Source organism: Streptomyces sp. NPDC003393 (genome assembly GCF_053589015.1).
Genome location: NZ_JBSFRB010000019.1, coordinates 1 through 16,086, shown reverse-complemented (window position 1 = coordinate 16,086; position 16,086 = coordinate 1). Strand labels below are relative to the sequence as shown.

At 72.5% G+C, this 16,086-nt stretch carries 12 protein-coding genes and 2 pseudogenes; 8 read left to right on the top strand and 6 right to left on the bottom strand.

Going from position 1 to position 16,086, the window contains the following annotated elements:
* Nucleotides 1–16: 16 nt before the first annotated feature.
* Both ACWDUZ_RS19690 and ACWDUZ_RS19685 read right to left on the bottom strand, forming a co-directional pair.
* Complete coding sequence (locus tag ACWDUZ_RS19690) at nt 17–682, bottom strand: DedA family protein (protein ID WP_451633068.1); 666 nt, start codon at nt 680–682, stop codon at nt 17–19.
* Nucleotides 655–1,437 (bottom strand): MBL fold metallo-hydrolase, encoded by a 783-nt coding sequence (locus ACWDUZ_RS19685; protein WP_451633067.1) that lies wholly within the window; start codon nt 1,435–1,437, stop codon nt 655–657. The genes ACWDUZ_RS19690 and ACWDUZ_RS19685 overlap by 28 nt, the downstream gene beginning before the upstream one ends.
* Before the next feature lie 85 nt (nt 1,438–1,522).
* On the opposite strand from ACWDUZ_RS19685, the gene ACWDUZ_RS19680 reads away from it, so the two are divergent.
* The 4 genes from ACWDUZ_RS19680 (at nt 1,523) to dnaK (ending at nt 7,007) form a co-directional block, all read left to right on the top strand.
* Complete coding sequence (locus ACWDUZ_RS19680) at nt 1,523–1,960, top strand: hypothetical protein (protein WP_451633066.1); 438 nt, start codon at nt 1,523–1,525, stop codon at nt 1,958–1,960.
* 135 nt (nt 1,961–2,095) lie between these two features.
* Entirely contained in the window at nt 2,096–4,234 is a 2,139-nt protein-coding gene (locus tag ACWDUZ_RS19675; RefSeq protein ID WP_451633065.1) for an alkaline phosphatase family protein, read from the top strand.
* A gap of 245 nt (nt 4,235–4,479) precedes the next feature.
* The gene (locus ACWDUZ_RS19670; protein ID WP_451633064.1) at nt 4,480–4,905 is read left to right on the top strand and encodes an OsmC family protein; all 426 of its coding nucleotides are present in this window, start codon (nt 4,480–4,482) and stop codon (nt 4,903–4,905) included.
* Nucleotides 4,906–5,135: 230 nt separating this feature from the next.
* Nucleotides 5,136–7,007 carry a molecular chaperone DnaK gene (gene dnaK, locus ACWDUZ_RS19665; RefSeq protein WP_451633063.1) on the top strand — a complete coding sequence of 624 codons (1,872 nt, stop codon included), beginning with the start codon at nt 5,136–5,138 and terminating at the stop codon, nt 7,005–7,007.
* 190 nt (nt 7,008–7,197) lie between these two features.
* Here dnaK and ACWDUZ_RS19660 read toward each other — a convergent pair whose 3' ends face one another.
* From ACWDUZ_RS19660 to ACWDUZ_RS19650, 3 genes are read right to left on the bottom strand one after another with little or no spacing between them, the layout of a single operon-like run.
* The gene (locus tag ACWDUZ_RS19660) at nt 7,198–8,013 is read right to left on the bottom strand and encodes an SAM-dependent methyltransferase (RefSeq protein WP_451633062.1); all 816 of its coding nucleotides are present in this window, start codon (nt 8,011–8,013) and stop codon (nt 7,198–7,200) included.
* Nucleotides 8,014–8,071: 58 nt separating this feature from the next.
* Nucleotides 8,072–8,935, bottom strand: coding sequence for a helix-turn-helix domain-containing protein (locus ACWDUZ_RS19655; RefSeq protein ID WP_451633061.1), 864 nt, complete (start codon nt 8,933–8,935; stop codon nt 8,072–8,074).
* A 52-nt stretch (nt 8,936–8,987) separates the two neighbouring features.
* Nucleotides 8,988–9,830 carry an MmyB family transcriptional regulator gene (locus tag ACWDUZ_RS19650; RefSeq protein ID WP_451633060.1) on the bottom strand — a complete coding sequence of 281 codons (843 nt, stop codon included), beginning with the start codon at nt 9,828–9,830 and terminating at the stop codon, nt 8,988–8,990.
* Nucleotides 9,831–10,106: 276 nt separating this feature from the next.
* Between ACWDUZ_RS19650 and ACWDUZ_RS19645 the strand changes: the two genes are divergently transcribed.
* Both ACWDUZ_RS19645 and ACWDUZ_RS19640 read left to right on the top strand, forming a co-directional pair.
* Nucleotides 10,107–10,412 carry a 4a-hydroxytetrahydrobiopterin dehydratase gene (locus ACWDUZ_RS19645; protein WP_451633059.1) on the top strand — a complete coding sequence of 102 codons (306 nt, stop codon included), beginning with the start codon at nt 10,107–10,109 and terminating at the stop codon, nt 10,410–10,412.
* A gap of 25 nt (nt 10,413–10,437) precedes the next feature.
* A complete protein-coding gene (locus ACWDUZ_RS19640) occupies nt 10,438–11,190 on the top strand; it encodes a class I SAM-dependent methyltransferase (RefSeq protein WP_451633058.1) in 753 nt (250 codons plus the stop codon).
* Nucleotides 11,191–11,275: 85 nt separating this feature from the next.
* Here ACWDUZ_RS19640 and ACWDUZ_RS19635 read toward each other — a convergent pair.
* Nucleotides 11,276–14,188, bottom strand: a pseudogene (locus ACWDUZ_RS19635) (glycoside hydrolase family 48 protein).
* A 357-nt stretch (nt 14,189–14,545) separates the two neighbouring features.
* Here ACWDUZ_RS19635 and ACWDUZ_RS19630 point away from each other — a divergent pair.
* Together ACWDUZ_RS19630 and ACWDUZ_RS19625 are read left to right on the top strand one after the other, a co-directional pair.
* Nucleotides 14,546–15,413, top strand: a pseudogene (locus ACWDUZ_RS19630) (cellulose binding domain-containing protein).
* A 41-nt stretch (nt 15,414–15,454) separates the two neighbouring features.
* Nucleotides 15,455–16,086, top strand: a 632-nt coding sequence (locus ACWDUZ_RS19625; protein WP_451633057.1) for a cellulose-binding domain-containing protein, incomplete at its 3' end; no start/stop codon positions are given.

Genomic DNA, 16,086 nt, shown 5'->3' with positions numbered 1-16,086 from the left:
CTCGGCAGGGCCGTGGTCAGCCGGAGCGGTGGACCGCGGCCGAACGCCGTACACGGCGCCAGAGGCCCGGAGCCGTACCGATCAGCACGGTCAGGACGACGGCGGCCACCACTCCCTCCCAGGGCTCCGGGAACAGGGAGCCCCCGAGGATGCCGATCACCTGGTACGTCGCCGCCCAGGCCAGACAGGCGGGAAGGTTGCCGCGGGAGAAGCGGCGCAGCGGCCACTTCGCTAGCAGACAGGCCAGCATCACCGGAATCCGGCCGGCCGGCACGAGCCGGGACAGCACCAGCACGGCCACTCCGTGCTCGGCCAGTTTCCCCTGGGCCTGCTCCAGCCGGTCCTGCGGCGCGCGCGAGCGGATCGCCTCCAGCCAGCGCGAGCCGTTCCTCGAGCCCAGCCCGCGCCGCCCCAGCCAGTACAGGGCGGCGTCCCCGCAGAACGCGGCCAGCGACGCCGTCGCGAACACCAGCGCCAGCGAGAACGGCGCCGTCTGATGCACCGCCACCACGGCCGCCGAACTGACCAGCGCACCCGTCGGCACCACCGGCACCAGCGCCCCGATCAGCACCAGGAGGAACAGCGACGGATAGCCGATCGCCTGCTGGGTGGACTCCGTCGGCACCACGGTCGCCGCGGCGGCGGCCAGTCGTATCACCGGGCGACCTCCAGGCGCACACATTCCCCGTGTCCCAGGCGGTGCACCGCCACACCCGGCGCGTGCAGCGCGGCGAGGCGCACGAACTCGTCGCCCGGCGCATAGAACTCGTGGGGGCGCACGGCGTCCATCCCGATCGGCCAGTACGTGCCGTAGTGCACCGGCACCGCGCAGCGCGGCGCGAGCCGGGCCAGCGCCTGCGCCGCCCGCCCCGCGTCCAGATGCCCCTCGCCGAGGTACGGACCCCAGCCGCCCACCGGCAGCAGCGCCGCGTCGACCGGTCCGACCTCCTCGGCCATCGTCTCGAACAGGCCGGTGTCACCGGCGAAGTACGTCCTCCCCACGCCCTCGACGACGTAGCCGAGGGCGGGCGAGCGGTGCGGGCCCAGCGGCAGCCGCCGCCCGTCGTGCCGGGCGGAGACCACCCGCACCGTGACGGCGCCGACCTCGACCCGCTGCCCGGGCGCCACCTCGGTGATCCGCAGCCGCCCGGGCCGCCCGAGCCGGCGCAGCCCCGGCACCGCCCGCAGTGCGCCCCGCGGCACCAGCAGGCGCGTGCCCGGGGCGAGGCGGTCCAGCGAGGGAAGGTGCAGATGGTCGGCGTGCAGATGGGAGACGAGCGCCACGTCCGTGTGCCACGCGCCGGGCGGGGGCAGTGCGCCCCGGCGGCGCCGCAGATGCGCGAGGCGGCGGGCGAACAGCGGATCGGTCAGCACACGGACGCCCGAATCCTCGACCGTGCACGTCGCGTGACCCCACCAGGTGATGTCCACCGGCACCTTCTTTGCCTCCTTCGCGCGACTCCCCCCGAGCCTACGTGCGGCGGTAGGGTCGGCGGCGCAGCCCGGAGGTGAGGGGGACGCCATGGGAGAAGTGCGCGGCGCCCGCGGCGAGGCCGCCGCGACGCCGGTCCGCGTGACCGCGATCGCCAGCCTGACGCCCCTGGAGGAGCTGAACGACGAGCCGTTCCTCGTGGACTCCCGGGGCCAGCACGCGATGTGCGCTCGCTGGGCGGCCGAGCACGGCTACGTGGTCGCCCGGGAGCTCCTGGTCCGCGGCCTGCGCCCGGACCACCGCGCCCTGTGGGACGGTGTCCGGCCCGGTGTCGACGTGTTCGTCGCGCCCAGTCGGCGGGTGCTGGAGCGGGCGCTGTCCTCCGTCGAGGAGTTCACCGCCGAGTGCGCGCGACGCGGTGTCCGGGTGGAGACCGTGGGCCAGGCCGAGCCGTCCTACGACGCCCAGATGAAGGCTCGGGTGCACCGCCGCCTGTCCATGCCCACGGCCGGCTACGACGGCGGATAGCGCCGGGGCGCGGGCCACCCGCCGGGCGCGCGCCGGGCGCGCGCCGGGCCGCTCCGCCGCGGGGCCCCGTCATGCGTGTGACAAGCTGGGGCAGGTTCGTGCAAAGAACCGGGTCGGAACGTGAGGAGCGTCGGCGTGCGTGGCGGGTGGTGGCGGCGGGCCGCCAGTCAGGTCGGGCGGAGCGTCGCCGTGTGGGGCGTCTCCACGGTCACGATGCTGGTGCTCGCCGGAATCCTGCCGGACTTCCAGCTTCAGTCCGCCGACGGCGACAGCGCCACCACCATCGCCGTCACCGCCGCGCTCGGCGCCGGCGCCTTCGGTGTCCTCTCGGCCGTCGTCTGGCCGCTGCTGGTGCGGCTGCTGCTGCTCGTGCCCGCGCTGGTCCTCGGGCTGCTGGTGTTCTTCCTCAACGGCTCGCTGCTCCTGCTCGCCCTGCGCGTCAACCCGTCCGGTCAGCCCGAGGCGGCTCCCGAGACCGCCGTCATCGTGGCCGCCGCGATGTCCGCGGTCGCCTCCGCCACCGGCGCCGCCCTCGCCGTCCGCGACGACGACGCCTACCGGCGCCGTCTGGCCCGGCTCGCGGACCGCCGCCGGCGGCGCCGACCACCCTGTGACTCCACGCCCGGCACCCTGGTCGTCCAGCTCGACGGCGTCGGCCATGACGTGCTGCAGGACGCCGTGGACAAAGGCCTGATGCCGACCGTGGGGCGCTGGCTCGGCGCCGCGCCCGGCCGGGAGGACCAGCACCGGCGGGAACCCACTCACCGGCTCGTGCCCTGGCGGACCGACTGGTCCAGCCAGACCGGCGCCAGCCAGCTCGCCATCCTGCACGGCACCAACCACGACGTCCCCGCCTTCCGCTGGTACGAGAAGGACACCGGCGAGGTGATGGTCTGCAACCGCCCCACCAGCGCCGTCGAACTCCAGCGCCGCGCCGTCGCCCGCGCCCGTGACGGCGGACTGCTCACCGTCGACGGCGCCAGCCGCGGCAACCTGTTCAGCGGCGGGGCCGGCGAGTCCGCCCTCGTGCTGTCCGTGTCCGCCCGGCGGGGTCCCGGCAACCGGTCGCGCGCCGGCTACTTCGCCTACTTCTGCGACCCCGCCAACGCCGTCCGCACCGCCCTGTCCTTCGTCGCCGAGGTCGCCCGCGAGATCGGCCAGTCCCTGCGGGCCCGGATCCGCAGGCAGCGCCCGCGCGTCTCCCGGGGCGGCCTGTACCCGCTCGTGCGCGCCTTCGCGACCGTTGTCGAACGGGACGTCGTCGTCGCCGCCGTGACGGGCGACCTGCTCGCCGGGCGCACCGCCGTCTACGCCGACCTCGTCGCCTACGACGAGGTGGCCCACCACTCCGGACCGTGGAGCCAGGACGCGGCGAAGGTGCTGCAGCGCCTGGACCGCGCGCTGGCGCTGATCGAGAAGGTCGCCGAGCACGCCCCACGCCCGTACCGGATCGTCGTCCTGTCCGACCACGGCCAGAGCCCCGGCGAGACCTTCCGCGCCCGCTACGGCCTGACCCTCGGCGACCTGGTGCGCGCCGGCTGCGGGCTGCACGTGCCGCGCCGGGCGACGGGGGTGCCCCCAGGCGTTCAGCCCCGGGGGAGGAGCCGCAGCGGCGCCGAGGCACGGGCCGCCGTGCGCGCGGCCCTGCGCCGCCCGGTCGAGGAGGGCGGCGGGGACCGCCGGCCCGCCCGCCACTCGGAGCCGCTGGTGCTGGCCTCCGGCAACCTCGGCCTGGTCTCCTTCCCGGACGTGCCGCACCGGATGAGCCGGGAGGAGCTCGACGCCCGCCACCCCGGGCTGCTGACCACCCTCGCCAACCACCCCGGCATCGGCTTCCTGCTGGTGCGCAGCGAGGAGCACGGCGGCCTGGTGCTCGGCGCACGCGGCGCCGAGATCCCGCTGGACGAGCTCGACCGCACTCCCGGCCCTCTCGCCGCCTTCGGCCCGGGCGCCGCCGACGCAGTCCGCCGCACCCACTCCTTCCCGCACGCCCCCGACATCCTGGTCAACTCCTTCCACGACCCGGCCGACGGCGAGGTCCTCGCCTTCGAGGAGCAGATCGGTTCCCACGGCGGCCTCGGCGGGGCGCAGACCCGCCCGTTCCTGCTGGCTCCGCTCGCCTGTTCCCCGCCCGTGGCGGAGGGCGGGGAACTCGTCGGCGCCGAACAGATCCACCGCGTCCTGCGCCGCTGGCTGCGTGAGGGCAACGGCCCGCAGGTGCCGCTCCCCGCGCAGGCGGAGCCGCGACCGGCGCCGGAGGAGCGGGCCGCCTGACCGGTGCGTCGGCGGGCAGCGGCGCGCGCACCGGGCGCAGGCGTCGGTACGTGGAACTCGCCCCGGATCGCGCCGAGTCCGTGACGCACCCGCCGGCCCGCCGCCGAAGAGCAGGACCGGGGATTCGCCGGCCTTCTCCGGCAGGTCGTGGCCCGTTCGGCGGGTGGTCGCGGCGTCGATGTGATCGGATGGAGGCCAGGCAAACCCCGGAAGCGGGAATCTAGGCGAAAGGTATGGAACACACCGTGGCAACCACGCGCACCGCTCACACCGTCTGGGAAGGCAATCTGCTCGAGGGCAACGGCGTCGTCACCTTCGACTCCTCCGGCATCGGCCAGCAGCCGGTGTCGTGGCCGTCGCGCGCCGAGCAGGCGAACGGGAAGACCAGCCCCGAGGAACTGATCGCCGCGGCCCACTCCAGCTGCTTCTCCATGGCCCTGTCGCACGGCCTGGCCGGCGCCGGCACCCCGCCCACCCGGCTCCAGACGAAGGCCGACGTCACCTTCCAGCCGGGTGAGGGCATCACCGGCATCCACCTCACCGTCGAGGGCACGGTCCCCGGCATCGACAACGACGCGTTCGTCGCCGCCGCCGAGGACGCCAAGAAGAACTGCCCGGTCAGCCAGGCCCTCGCCGGCACGACGATCACCCTGGAGGCGAAGCTGGCCTGACCCGCCACGGGCGGCCCGGCCAGCCCTGCGCGCCGCGCCCCGATCCGGGGCGCGGCGTCGTCGTTCCCGGCCACCGGGGTACCCGGAGCGCAGGTGCCGGGCGTCGTGCGGGGACGGCGACCGGCGTCGCGACCCGGCATTGACAAGGCCCTGCTCAGGTTCTGTGCTGGAGTACGGGACGGTGCCCTGCTGGAACCGGCGGAACCACCGGCGGTGGAAAGGGGACGGAGATGGCACGCGCGGTCGGGATCGATCTCGGGACGACGAACTCGGTGGTGGCGGTCCTGGAGGGCGGCGAGCCCACCGTCGTCGCCAACGCCGAGGGCGCGCGGACCACACCGTCGGTGGTGGCGTTCGCCAAGAGCGGGGAGGTGCTGGTCGGCGAGGTCGCCAAGCGGCAGGCCGTGACGAACGTGGAGCGCACCGCCCGTTCCGTCAAGCGTCACATGGGCGAGGCGCAGTGGCGCTTCCCCGAGCAGGGCTCCGTCGACGGCACCCGCTACCGGGCGCAGGAGTTGTCCGCGCGGGTCCTGCAGAAGCTGAAGCGGGACGCGGAGGCCTATCTCGGCGAGGACGTCACCGACGCGGTGATCACCGTGCCCGCCTACTTCGACGACGCCCAGCGGCAGGCGACGAAGGAGGCGGGCGAGATCGCCGGCCTGAAGGTGCTGAGGATCATCAACGAGCCCACCGCCGCCGCGCTCGCCTACGGCCTCGACCGGGGCGAGGAGCAGACCGTCCTGGTCTTCGACCTGGGCGGCGGCACCTTCGACGTGTCCCTGCTGGAGATCGGCGAGGGCGTCATCGAGGTCAAGGCCACCAACGGCGACACCCATCTCGGCGGCGACGACTGGGACCAGCGGATCGTCGACCACCTGGTCAAGCGGTTCAAGGGGCAGTACGGCGTCGACCTGGCGGCCGACAAGATGGCGGTGCAGCGGCTGCGCGAGGCGGCCGAGAAGGCCAAGATCGAACTGTCGTCGTCCTCGGAGACCTCGATCAACCTGCCCTACATCACCGCCTCCGCCGAGGGCCCGCTGCACCTGGAGGAGAAGCTCACCCGGGCCCAGTTCCAGGAGCTCACCGCCGACCTGCTGGACCGGTGCAAGCAGCCGTTCCACCAAGCGGTCAAGGACGCCGGGATCAAGCTGTCCGGCGTCGACCACGTGATCCTCGTCGGCGGCTCCACCCGCATGCCCGCCGTCACCGACCTGGTGCGCGAGCTCACCGGCAAGGACCCGCACAAGGGCGTCAACCCCGACGAGGTGGTCGCCGTCGGCGCCGCCCTCCAGGCGGGCGTGCTGCGCGGCGACGTCAAGGACGTCCTGCTGCTCGACGTCACCCCGCTGTCCCTGGGCATCGAGACCAAGGGCGGCATCATGACCAAGCTGATCGAGCGCAACACCACCATTCCGACCCGGCGTTCGGAGATCTTCACCACGGCCGAGGACAACCAGCCCTCGGTGGGCATCCAGGTCTACCAGGGCGAGCGGGAGATCGCCGCGTACAACAAGAAGCTGGGCGTCTTCGACCTGACCGGCCTGCCGCCCGCGCCGCGCGGGGTGCCGCAGATCGAGGTCGCCTTCGACATCGACGCCAACGGCATCATGCACGTCTCCGCCAAGGACCTGGCTACCGGCCGTGAGCAGAAGATGACGGTGACCGGCGGCTCGGCCCTGCCCAAGGACGACATCGACCGCATGATGCGGGAGGCCGAACAGTACGCCGAGGAGGACCGCAAGCGCCGCGAGGCCGCGGAGACCCGCAACCAGGCCGAGCAACTCGTCTACCAGACCGAGAAGTTCATCCGCGACAACGGGGACCGCATCCCCGCGGACACCAAGACCGAGGTGGAGGCAGCCGCCGCCGAGCTGAAGACCCTCCTGGAACAGAACGCCGACACCGCTCCCTTGCGCAGCGGAGTCGAGAAACTCGCCTCCGTCAGCCAGAGGATGGGCCAGGCGATGTACGCCCAGGCCCAAACCACCTCGACGGAGAGCGGCGAGCAGCAGCAGGGCGGCCGGCCCGGTCAGGAGGACGAGGGCGTGGTCGACGCCGAGATCGTCGACGACGAACGCGGCACCGAGGGCGGAGCCGCCTGACCTGCTCCACCCGGGCCGGGAGGAGGTCAGGCGGCGGGTCGAACGCGAGGGCCTGCCCGCATGCGGGCGGGCGTACACCCACGTCCTCGTCGCACGGGCACCGGCCCGCACGGTCCGGTCGGCCCGCGGGACAGCGAGTCGGGCATGGCCGCGTGCCGGACGCCGGCCGGGCAGGGGTGGTGGCCGCAGGTCAGGGCTTGACGGCGACGCCCGCGTAGACGGGCACGATGCCCTCCGTCTGCGCGGCCACGTCCTCCGGGTCCGGACGCCAGCCGGTGACCGGGATGACGCCCGGACCCAGCAGCCGCAGGCCGTCGAAGAAGCGGGAGAACTCGGCCAGGGAGCGCGGGTGGAAGGGTGTGCCGGCCCGGCGGAACAGTCCGGCGGACTTCGCCACGGCCTCCGGGTTCAGGTCCGGCGTCACCTGCGACAGGATCAGATGGCTGCCCGGCGCGAGGGCGCCGACGTACCGCTTCAGCAGACCGTGCACGTCGTCCCCGTCGGCCGCGTCCCCCAGGTAGTGCGTCAGCGCGACCAGCGACAGGGCGACCGGTCGGGAGAAGTCCAGCGACTCCGCGGCCGCCCGCAGAATCGCGTCGGGGTCGCGGACGTCGGCGTGCACGTACTCGGTCGCGCCCTCGGCGGAGCCGCGCAGCAGCGCCTGCGCGTGCCGCAGCACGATGGGGTCGTTGTCGGCGTACACGACCCTCGACTCCGGCGCGATCCGCTGGGCGACCTGGTGCAGGTTCGGTTCGGTCGGGATGCCGGTGCCGATGTCGAGGAACTGCCGGATCCCGGCCTCGGCCGCCACCCGGACCGCCCGCTGCATGAACCGGCGGTTGGCGCGGGCCCCACGCTCGGCGGTCTCGTCGACGGCGAGGATCCGGCGGGCCAGCTCCTCGTCCACCGGGTAGTTGTCCTTGCCGCCCAGCCACCAGTCGTAGACCCGTGCCGGGTGCGGGCGGCTGGTGTCGATACGGACGGGCGCGGCGTCGGATCCGGTCATACGGCAGTTGCTCCTCGGCTCGGTCGGGCGTGGAGAGACGGACGGCGAACGGGCGGTCTCAGAAGTTCTCGCGGCACTCCCGCAGCAGCTTGCGGGTGCGTTCCGCCGACGCGGCGCGCGCCGTCATGTGGTCGAGCACCTCCAGGTGGGCGGCGACCTCCTTGCGGGAGTCCAGGTACAGCGCGCCGGTCAGATACTCGGTGTAGACCATGTCCGGCAGCTCCGGCTCGGCGAAGCGGAACAGCGAGAACGGCGCGTACGTCCCCGGATGGGGGCCGTCCGCGAACTCGGCGATCTGCACCGTCACCCGGTCCCGCTCGGTGTACTCCAGCAGCTTGTCCAGCTGCCCGCGCATCACCGCGCCGCGGATGCTCACCGGCCGCCGCAGCACCGTCTCCTCGACGATCACCCACAGGTGCGGCGCGTCCTCCCGCTCCAGCAGCTCCTGCCGGGCCATGCGCAGCGACACATGCCGCTCGATCGCCTCCGGGTCGGTCTGCCCGACCGTCCCGGCCTCCAGCACGGCCCGCGCGTACTCCTCCGTCTGCAGCAGTCCGGGCACGAAGTGGGGCTCGTAGGAGCGGATCAGCCGAGCGGCGCCCTCCAGGCTCACATAGAGGCTGAACCAGTCCGGCAGCACGTCGTGGAACCGCTGCCACCAGCCCGGCTGGTTGGCCTCCTCGGCCAGCCGCACGAACGCGGCCGCCTCCTCCTCGCCGACCCCGTAGGTCGGCAGCAGCACCTGCACGTACGGGATACGCAGCGTGACCTCGGCCAGCTCCATGCGCCGCACGGTCGCCGCGGCCACCCGCAGCACCCGCGCCGCCTCCTCACGGGACAGTCCGGCCGCCTCCCGCAGTTCCTGCAGTCGTCTGCCGAGCACCACCTGGCCCACGGTGGGCGCCGGCCGTCGCTCACTCACGCCACGCCTCCACGAACGCGCCGAAACCCAGCCAGCAGTCTCTCACGGTGTCTCAAGACACCATGGAAAGAAGGTACTTCACCGTGGCCGGGTCGGCCGGCAGAAACGTCTCTATCGCCAGTTCGGCCACCGTCACGTCCATGGGAGTGTTGAAGGTGGAGATCGACGAGACGAACGACAGCACCCGCCCCCGGTGCCCGATCCGCATCGGCAGCGCGAAGTACGGCACGTCCTCGTCCGGCTCCTCCTCGAGCGTGCCGTCCGGCTCCGGCACCGGGTAGGCCGACACCTCCTCGTACAGCGCGCGCAGCGCCCCCGAGCGGTGCAGCGCGATCTGACGCTCCATCTGTGCCAGCAGGTGGCCGCGCCACTCGCGCAGGTTGCGGATCCGCGGCGCGAGGCCCTCCGGGTGCAGAGTCAGCCGCATCGCGTTCAGCGGCGGGGCCAGCAGCGCCTCGGGTACGCCCTCCAGCAGCATGGTGATGCCCCGGTTGGCCGCCACCACGTCGTACACGGCGTCGACCACCAGCGCGGGATACGGCTCGTAGCCCCGGATCAGCCGCTCCAGGCCCTCCCGCAGCGCGCCCAGCGCCGGGTCGTCCAGCGAGGTCTCCGGGTAGTGCGGGGCGTAACCGGCGGCCAACAGCAGCGCGTTGCGCTCCCGCACCGGCACGTCCAGGTGCTCGGCCAGCCGCAGCACCATCTCCTCGCTGGGCCGTGACCGGCCGGTCTCGATGAAGCTGATGTGCCGGGCCGAGGAGTCGGCGCGCAGGGCGAGTTCGAGCTGACTGACCCGCCGCCGCTCCCGCCAGGCCCGCAGCAGCGGGCCCACGCCCTGACCGGCGGGGGTGGTGGGAGGCACGGGGGCACCGGTCGCGACAGTGGTCGTGGTCATGAGGACGACCGTAGTCGAACACCCGTCGACGAGGGCGCGCGTGAACGCGCCGGACTCGGCCCGGCCCGGCGACCGCGGCCCGCCCCGCGTCCGGGTGCGGCCGGCCGTGGGCCTGGACCGGGTCACCGCACCGGCGGACGACCTGGCCGCCGAATGCGCGCCCGACCGCGCCCCGAGGGGGAGGCGGCCCCTCCGGCGGGCGACGCCCCGCCGGTCCTGTGGCAGTCTGAACGAAACCGCGCAGGTGCCATGACGTCCAGGAAGGGAAACGCGCCCATGCCCGTGGAACCGCTGTCGCAGAAGGAGATAGAGGACCGTCTGGCCGAGCTGCCCGGCTGGTCCGTGGAGGGCGACCGCCTCACCCGTTCCTTCCGGCTCGGCTCGCATTTCGCGGCGACCGCGATGGTGGTGCACATCGCGCAGGTGCAGGAGGAGCTGAACCACCACTCCGACCTCACCCTCGGGTACGACACCGTCGCCCTGGCCGTGAACACGCACAGCGCGGGCGGCGCCGTCACCGACAAGGACTTCGAACTGGCCCGCCGCGTCCAGGACCTGGCAGGGGTCCACGGGGCGAGCTGAGCCGCGCCCGTAGGGGGGAGCCCGCGTGCTGGACTACGACAAGGAAGCCGAACGCTACGACGCCTCCCGCGGCGGCGAGCCCCGCGCCGCCGCCGCGGCCGAGGCGGTGCTCGGCCTGCTGCCCGAGGGCACGCGGCAACTGCTGGACGTCGGCTGCGGCACGGGTATCGTCACTCGCCGCCTGGCCGCCGCCCGTGCCGGACTGCGGGTGACCGGCGTGGACCGGGCCCCCGAGATGACGCGGCGGGCCGGCGCCCGGCTGCCCGGTGCCGTCGTCCTCGCCGACAGCCGCCGCCTGCCCTTCCCCGACGGCCGGTTCGACGCGGTCACCAGTGTCTGGCTGCTGCATCTGGCACCCACTCCCGCCGACGCCCGGGCCGTCGTGGCCGAGTGCGCCCGGGTGCTCGGGCCGGGCGGCGTGTACGTCACGACGGTCGACAAGGCCGCCGCGCACAACGTCGGCAGCGACGTCGACGTCGTCCTCTCCGCCCGGCCGCCCAGCCCGGCCGCCCGCGACGCCGCGGACCGCGTGGCCGGATACGCCGCCGAGCACGGTCTGGTTCCGGCCGGGCAGGCCCGCTTCACGGGCCTCGGGCAGGGCCGCAGCCCGCGCCGTACCATCGCCGACCTCAGCCGCGGCTGGTTCGTCTCGCTGCCGCCCGGCGAACCCCTGGCCGAGACCATCGCCGCACGCCTCGCGGCCCTCCCCGATCAGGACCGCCCGCGCCCCGACCCGGTGTTCACCCTGCGGGCGTTCCGCAGGCCGGGCGGCGCCTGACCCCGCCCTTCGCCGGACGCGACGACCGGGTGGACCCGGGCCCTGCCCGGAATCCACCCGGCGCGCTACGCGAAGCAGCGGGGACTTATTCGAGAAGCTCCGCGTAGGAGCCCACGGCGAGGGCGATGTCCGCCTGGGCCCAGAACCGGTGGTACGTGAACGTGGGCGCGGCTCCGCCCTTCAGGTAGGACTCGATCTTCGACCAGGCCGGGTCGTTCTGGTAGAAGGACCGGATGGAGGAGAAGGTCGAGGAGGAGTCGATCCTGTCGCCGTTCGGCATCGTGCCGGTCCAGCCGCTCGGCACGTACACGCTGTCGCCGAACCGGCTGTAGTCGGTGCGGGTCTCCGGGACGGCCACGCCCAGGCTGTCCTGGTCGTTGTCCCACATGCCGTCCAGCAGCGCCTTGGCCGTCGCCTTGGCCTGCGCGTCACCCGACTTGGCGCCGTAGTACGTCAGCGTCTTGGCGTAGGCCGCCGCCACGCCGACGTCGTCGGTGTAGTCGGTCACCGTGACGTGCAGGGAGCTGTTGGAGCCGGGGGAGGAGGGGTTCCAGTGGTCGGGCCTGCCCGACCACTGGAGGGTGGAGGGGATCCGGAAGGTGCCGTCGGGGTTGACGGTGGTCTCCGACAGCGCCCACGTCACCCACTTGTCGAGGACCGCCTTCGCCTTGGTGTCCCCGGTCTGCTGGTAGTACTCGGCGACCCGCTCCATCGACCAGGCCTGGAAGCCGAACCACTGGTTGGACGGCGGGTCGTGGTAGACCGGCGCCTCGTCGTAGTACATGCCGTAGAAGGTCGGCGTGCCGGACGCCGGGGTGGCGTACCGGCCCTGCCAGCTGTTGGTCGCGCCGCCCGCGATGGCGCCCTCGGACGACTGGAGCCACTGGTAGAACTCCAGCTGCCGCTGGAGCGACGTGTTCCAGTCGGTCGCGCCCGTCGCCGACTTCGGCTTCAGGTCGGCGTAGGAGCTCAGGGCGTACGCGGCCAGCGGGTTCTGGTAGCCGCCGTGGACGTGGCTGGAGCCGATGCGCCAGGCCCAGCCGGCCGAGGTGTCCGTGGCGCCGCCCCAGGCGTAGTACCAGGACAACAGGTAGTGCGAGGCGTCCTTGCCGGTGCCGGCCGGGCAGGCGGAGGCCCCGACACAGTTGCCGATCTTCTTGAAGTACTTGTCGTACATCGCGTAGCGCAGGTAGTCGCCCATCTTCGCCGCCTTGGCGACGGTGGCCGACACGTCGCCGCCCTTGCCCTGCTGCTTGGCCCACACGTCCGCCCAGTACGCCGCCTGCACGGCGCGCGCGTCGGCGTCCGGGGCGTCGGTGTACTTCCACTGCTTGGCATAGGAGGAGTCGCCGGTGAACAGGTCCAGGTAGCCGTTCGTGCCGCCGTACTTGAAGGCGTCGCAGGTGGGCTGCGGCACCGTCTCCCAGACCGACTCCTGCGGGCCGCGCTGGAAGGTGTTGATGTACGACGGTCCGGTGGCCGTCGGGCCCGCCTCGCACGCGCCGGGCTCGTCGCCGTAGCCGTAGACGTTGTCGACGTCCTGGATCCAGTGCATGCCGTAGACGTCGTCGGTGCCGTAGGCGGACTTCAGCTCACCCGCGATCGGGTCGGAACCTACCGGGACCGAGGTGTCGAGCCTGGCCGGGTACTGGTCCGGGGTGTCCTCCTCGGGCGCGTACGTGGCCGGCTTGGAGGCGTCGTAGAAGGAGTTGGTCGGCTGGTCCGCGTGGGTGGGGATCATGTACTTCTCCATGATTCCCCAGGCGTTGTTGAACTTGGACCAGTCACCCGTCACCTTGCCGTACATCGCCTGCAGCCAGAGCAGGTAGCTGTAGGCCTCCGAGGTGGTCTCATGCCCGTAGTCGGGCGCCTCGACGATCAGCGTCTCCACCGAGTGGTACGGGATGCCCTCCGGCGAGAAGTAGCCGTTCGCCGGGTTGGTGATCTTCCCGTAGAGGTCCAGGAAGCGGGCGTCGTACGCCTTGGAGGCGGCCAGTTCCGTCACGGTGACCGTGGCCTCGGAGTGGCCGGGGCCGAGACCGTGAAGGTCGCCGCGCCGGTGCCGGAGGAGTCGGCGGTGATGGTCACCTTCTGCGCGGTGCTCCAGTTCGACGGCGTGAAGGTGAGCGAGGAGCCGCCGGTCACGGACAGGCCGGTGTTGCCGTCCGTGCGGGCCACGGTCACCGTCACGTCCGCGCTCGGCTGCGTCGACAGCTTCACGTCGAAGGTGCCCGACGTGCCCTGTTGGACGCCCAGTTGGGTGGGCGAGGCACCACGGCGGGACCCGAGGCGACCGTGATGCCGACCGGTGTGGACTCCGCGGAGGCGCCCAGACTGGCGTACGCCTTCGCCACCAGAGAATGACTGCCCACGGTCAAGCCAGAGGCCGAGAACGTGTACGGCGCGCTGGTGTCCGTGCCCAGCAGAGTGGTGTCGTCGTAGAACTCGACCTTGCTGATGGTCGCGTCGTCGGCCGCCGCCGCGGTCGCCGCCAGGGGCACCGCCTCGCCCTGGGAGTAGGTGGCGCCCGCGGTCGGGCTGGTCAGCAGGTGATCGGCGGCTGGTGCGCCCCGGCACAGGTGGTGCCGTTGACCGCGAAATCGGTGGGCGCGGTGTTGGTGCCGCTGTAGCTGAACTGGGCGCCGGTGTTCACGGCGGCCCCAGCCGCGATCGTCCCGTTGTAGGAGGCGTTCTTCACGGTGACCGACTGCCCGGACTGCGACCAGCTGCCGTTCCAGCCGTTCGACAGCTTCTGGTTGCCCGCGTAGTCGTACGTCAGGGTCCAGCCGTTGATGGCGTCGGTACCGCGGTTGGTGAGGGTGAGGTCCGCGGTGAAGGCGGAGCCCCAGTCGTTGGTCCTGTAGTCCACGCTGCACTGGAGTCCCGCCGCGTGGGCGGCGGTGGAACCCGTGGCCAGCATGGTCGTCGGAAGCGCGAGGGCCGCCACGACGGCGGTCCACAGACACCGCGTCACGCGGCGTCTGCGTCGTGAGTGCATGTGCTGGTTCCTCCTTGCGGCTCGGAGAAGAAGGTGGGGGAGGAGCAACAAGCCGTGAACCAGTGGGAGCGCTCCCATAGTGCGGACGGGGGTGGGGTCGGTCAAGTACTTGAAAGGTCGAAATGATTCGCCCGCCGGCCGACCCCCTCCTGTGCTGCACGGTTGACGGAAAGGCCGGCGAAAATTCGTGACCCCCTGTTCTTCGCCGTCACTTGGCGCTACCTTCGGTCGCACCAGTGGGAGCGGTTCCATCAGTCGACGCGTCCGTCACGGCGCGCCCGAACTGCAAGGAGTCGCTCATGCGACACCCCCCGCGTTCAGTACTTTTAGCCGTCGCCGGTCGCGCTCCTCGGGAGCGTGGTGGTTCCGGCGGTCACGGCACAGGGAGCCACGCCCGCCTGCACGGTGGAGTACTCCGTCACCAACCAGTGGTCGACCGGCTTCCAGGCCGCGGTGAACATCACCAACAACCGTGCGCCGCGCGACGGTGGGAGCCTGACCTTCGATCTCGCCGACGGCCGGAAGGTCACCCAGGGCTGGAACGCCGAGTGGTCCCAGTCCGGCACGACGGTGACCGCGGCCAACGAGAGCTGGAACGGCTCCCTCGGCACCGGCGCGAGCGTCGGCGGAGGTTTCCTCGGCTCCTGGTCGGGCGCCGGCGCCGGCGCCGTGCCGGCGGCGTTCCGGCTCAACGGCACCTCGTGCAACGTGGATGTCGAGCCGACGACACCGCCCTCGTCGACGCCGCCGCCGGACCCCCGGCGAACGGCGCGGCCCCCGCGCTGCACGTCTCGGGCGACAAGCTGGTGGACGCCGACGGCAGGAACCGCCGGCTGCTCGGCGTCAACCGGGCGGGCTCGCGTACTCCAACGACCTGAGCCAATGGCTGACGTACGAGCCGACCGACCCGGCCGGCAATCTCGTCGCCGCCTACCACGTCTACAACTTCAACACCCGTGCGAACGAGAGCTGCTGGAACTCCATGATCGCCCCGGTCGCGGCCCAGGTGCCGCTGGTCGCGGGGGAGATCGGCGAGAACACCTGCTCGCACGGGTTCGTCGACCAGGTCATGAAGTGGTTCGACGACCACGACCTGTCCTACCTGGGATGGACCTGGAACACCTGGGACTGCTCCTCGGGTCCGTCCCTGATCTCCGACTACGACGGTACGCCCACGGCGTACGGCGCCGGGCTGCGCGACCATCTGCGCGCCCTCAACCCGTAAGTCACCGAGGCACGTTCCCCAACAGGAGGAAACCCCCCATCATGAGCCGCAGAAGAACAGCGATGCTCGCCGCCCTGACCCTCGTCGCCGGGGGCACGGGCATGGCCCTCGCCGTCGCACCCGCCGACGCCGGCACCTCCGCCGCGCCCTGCACCGTCGACTACCAGGTGCAGAACCAGTGGAACACCGGCTTCACCGCCGCCGTCACCATCACCAACAACAGTGCCGCCAAGTCCAGTTGGTCGCTGAAGTGGTCCTACGCCGGGGACCAGAAGGTCACCAGCGGCTGGAACGCGAAGATCACCCAGAGCGGTACCGCCGTGACCGCGACCAACGAGAGCTACAACGGCACCCTCGCCACCGGCGCCTCGACCAGCTTCGGCTTCCAGGGCACCTACAGCGGCACCAACGCCGTTCCCGCCACCTTCACCCTCGACGGCGTCACCTGCAACGTCGACGGCGGTGGCGGCGATCCCACCACCCCGCCCCCGACCACCCCGCCCCCGACCACACCGCCCCCCACCACCCCGCCCCCCGGCGGCAAGGCCGACAACCCCTACGTCGGAGCCAAGGCCTATGTGAACCCGGAGTGGTCGGCGCACGCCGCGGCCGAGCCGGGCGGCAGCGCCATCGCCGACCAGCCGACCGCCGTGTGGCTCGACCGGATCGCCGC

Coding starts and splice junctions, on each gene's coding strand:
- ACWDUZ_RS19645 (WP_451633059.1), top strand. CDS start 10,107: ATGCCCGTGGAACCGCTGTCGCAGAAGGAGATAGAGGACCGTCTGGCC.
- ACWDUZ_RS19690 (WP_451633068.1), bottom strand. CDS start 682: ATGTGTGCGCCTGGAGGTCGCCCGGTGATACGACTGGCCGCCGCCGCG.
- dnaK (WP_451633063.1), top strand. CDS start 5,136: ATGGCACGCGCGGTCGGGATCGATCTCGGGACGACGAACTCGGTGGTG.
- ACWDUZ_RS19660 (WP_451633062.1), bottom strand. CDS start 8,013: ATGACCGGATCCGACGCCGCGCCCGTCCGTATCGACACCAGCCGCCCG.
- ACWDUZ_RS19680 (WP_451633066.1), top strand. CDS start 1,523: ATGGGAGAAGTGCGCGGCGCCCGCGGCGAGGCCGCCGCGACGCCGGTC.
- ACWDUZ_RS19650 (WP_451633060.1), bottom strand. CDS start 9,830: ATGACCACGACCACTGTCGCGACCGGTGCCCCCGTGCCTCCCACCACC.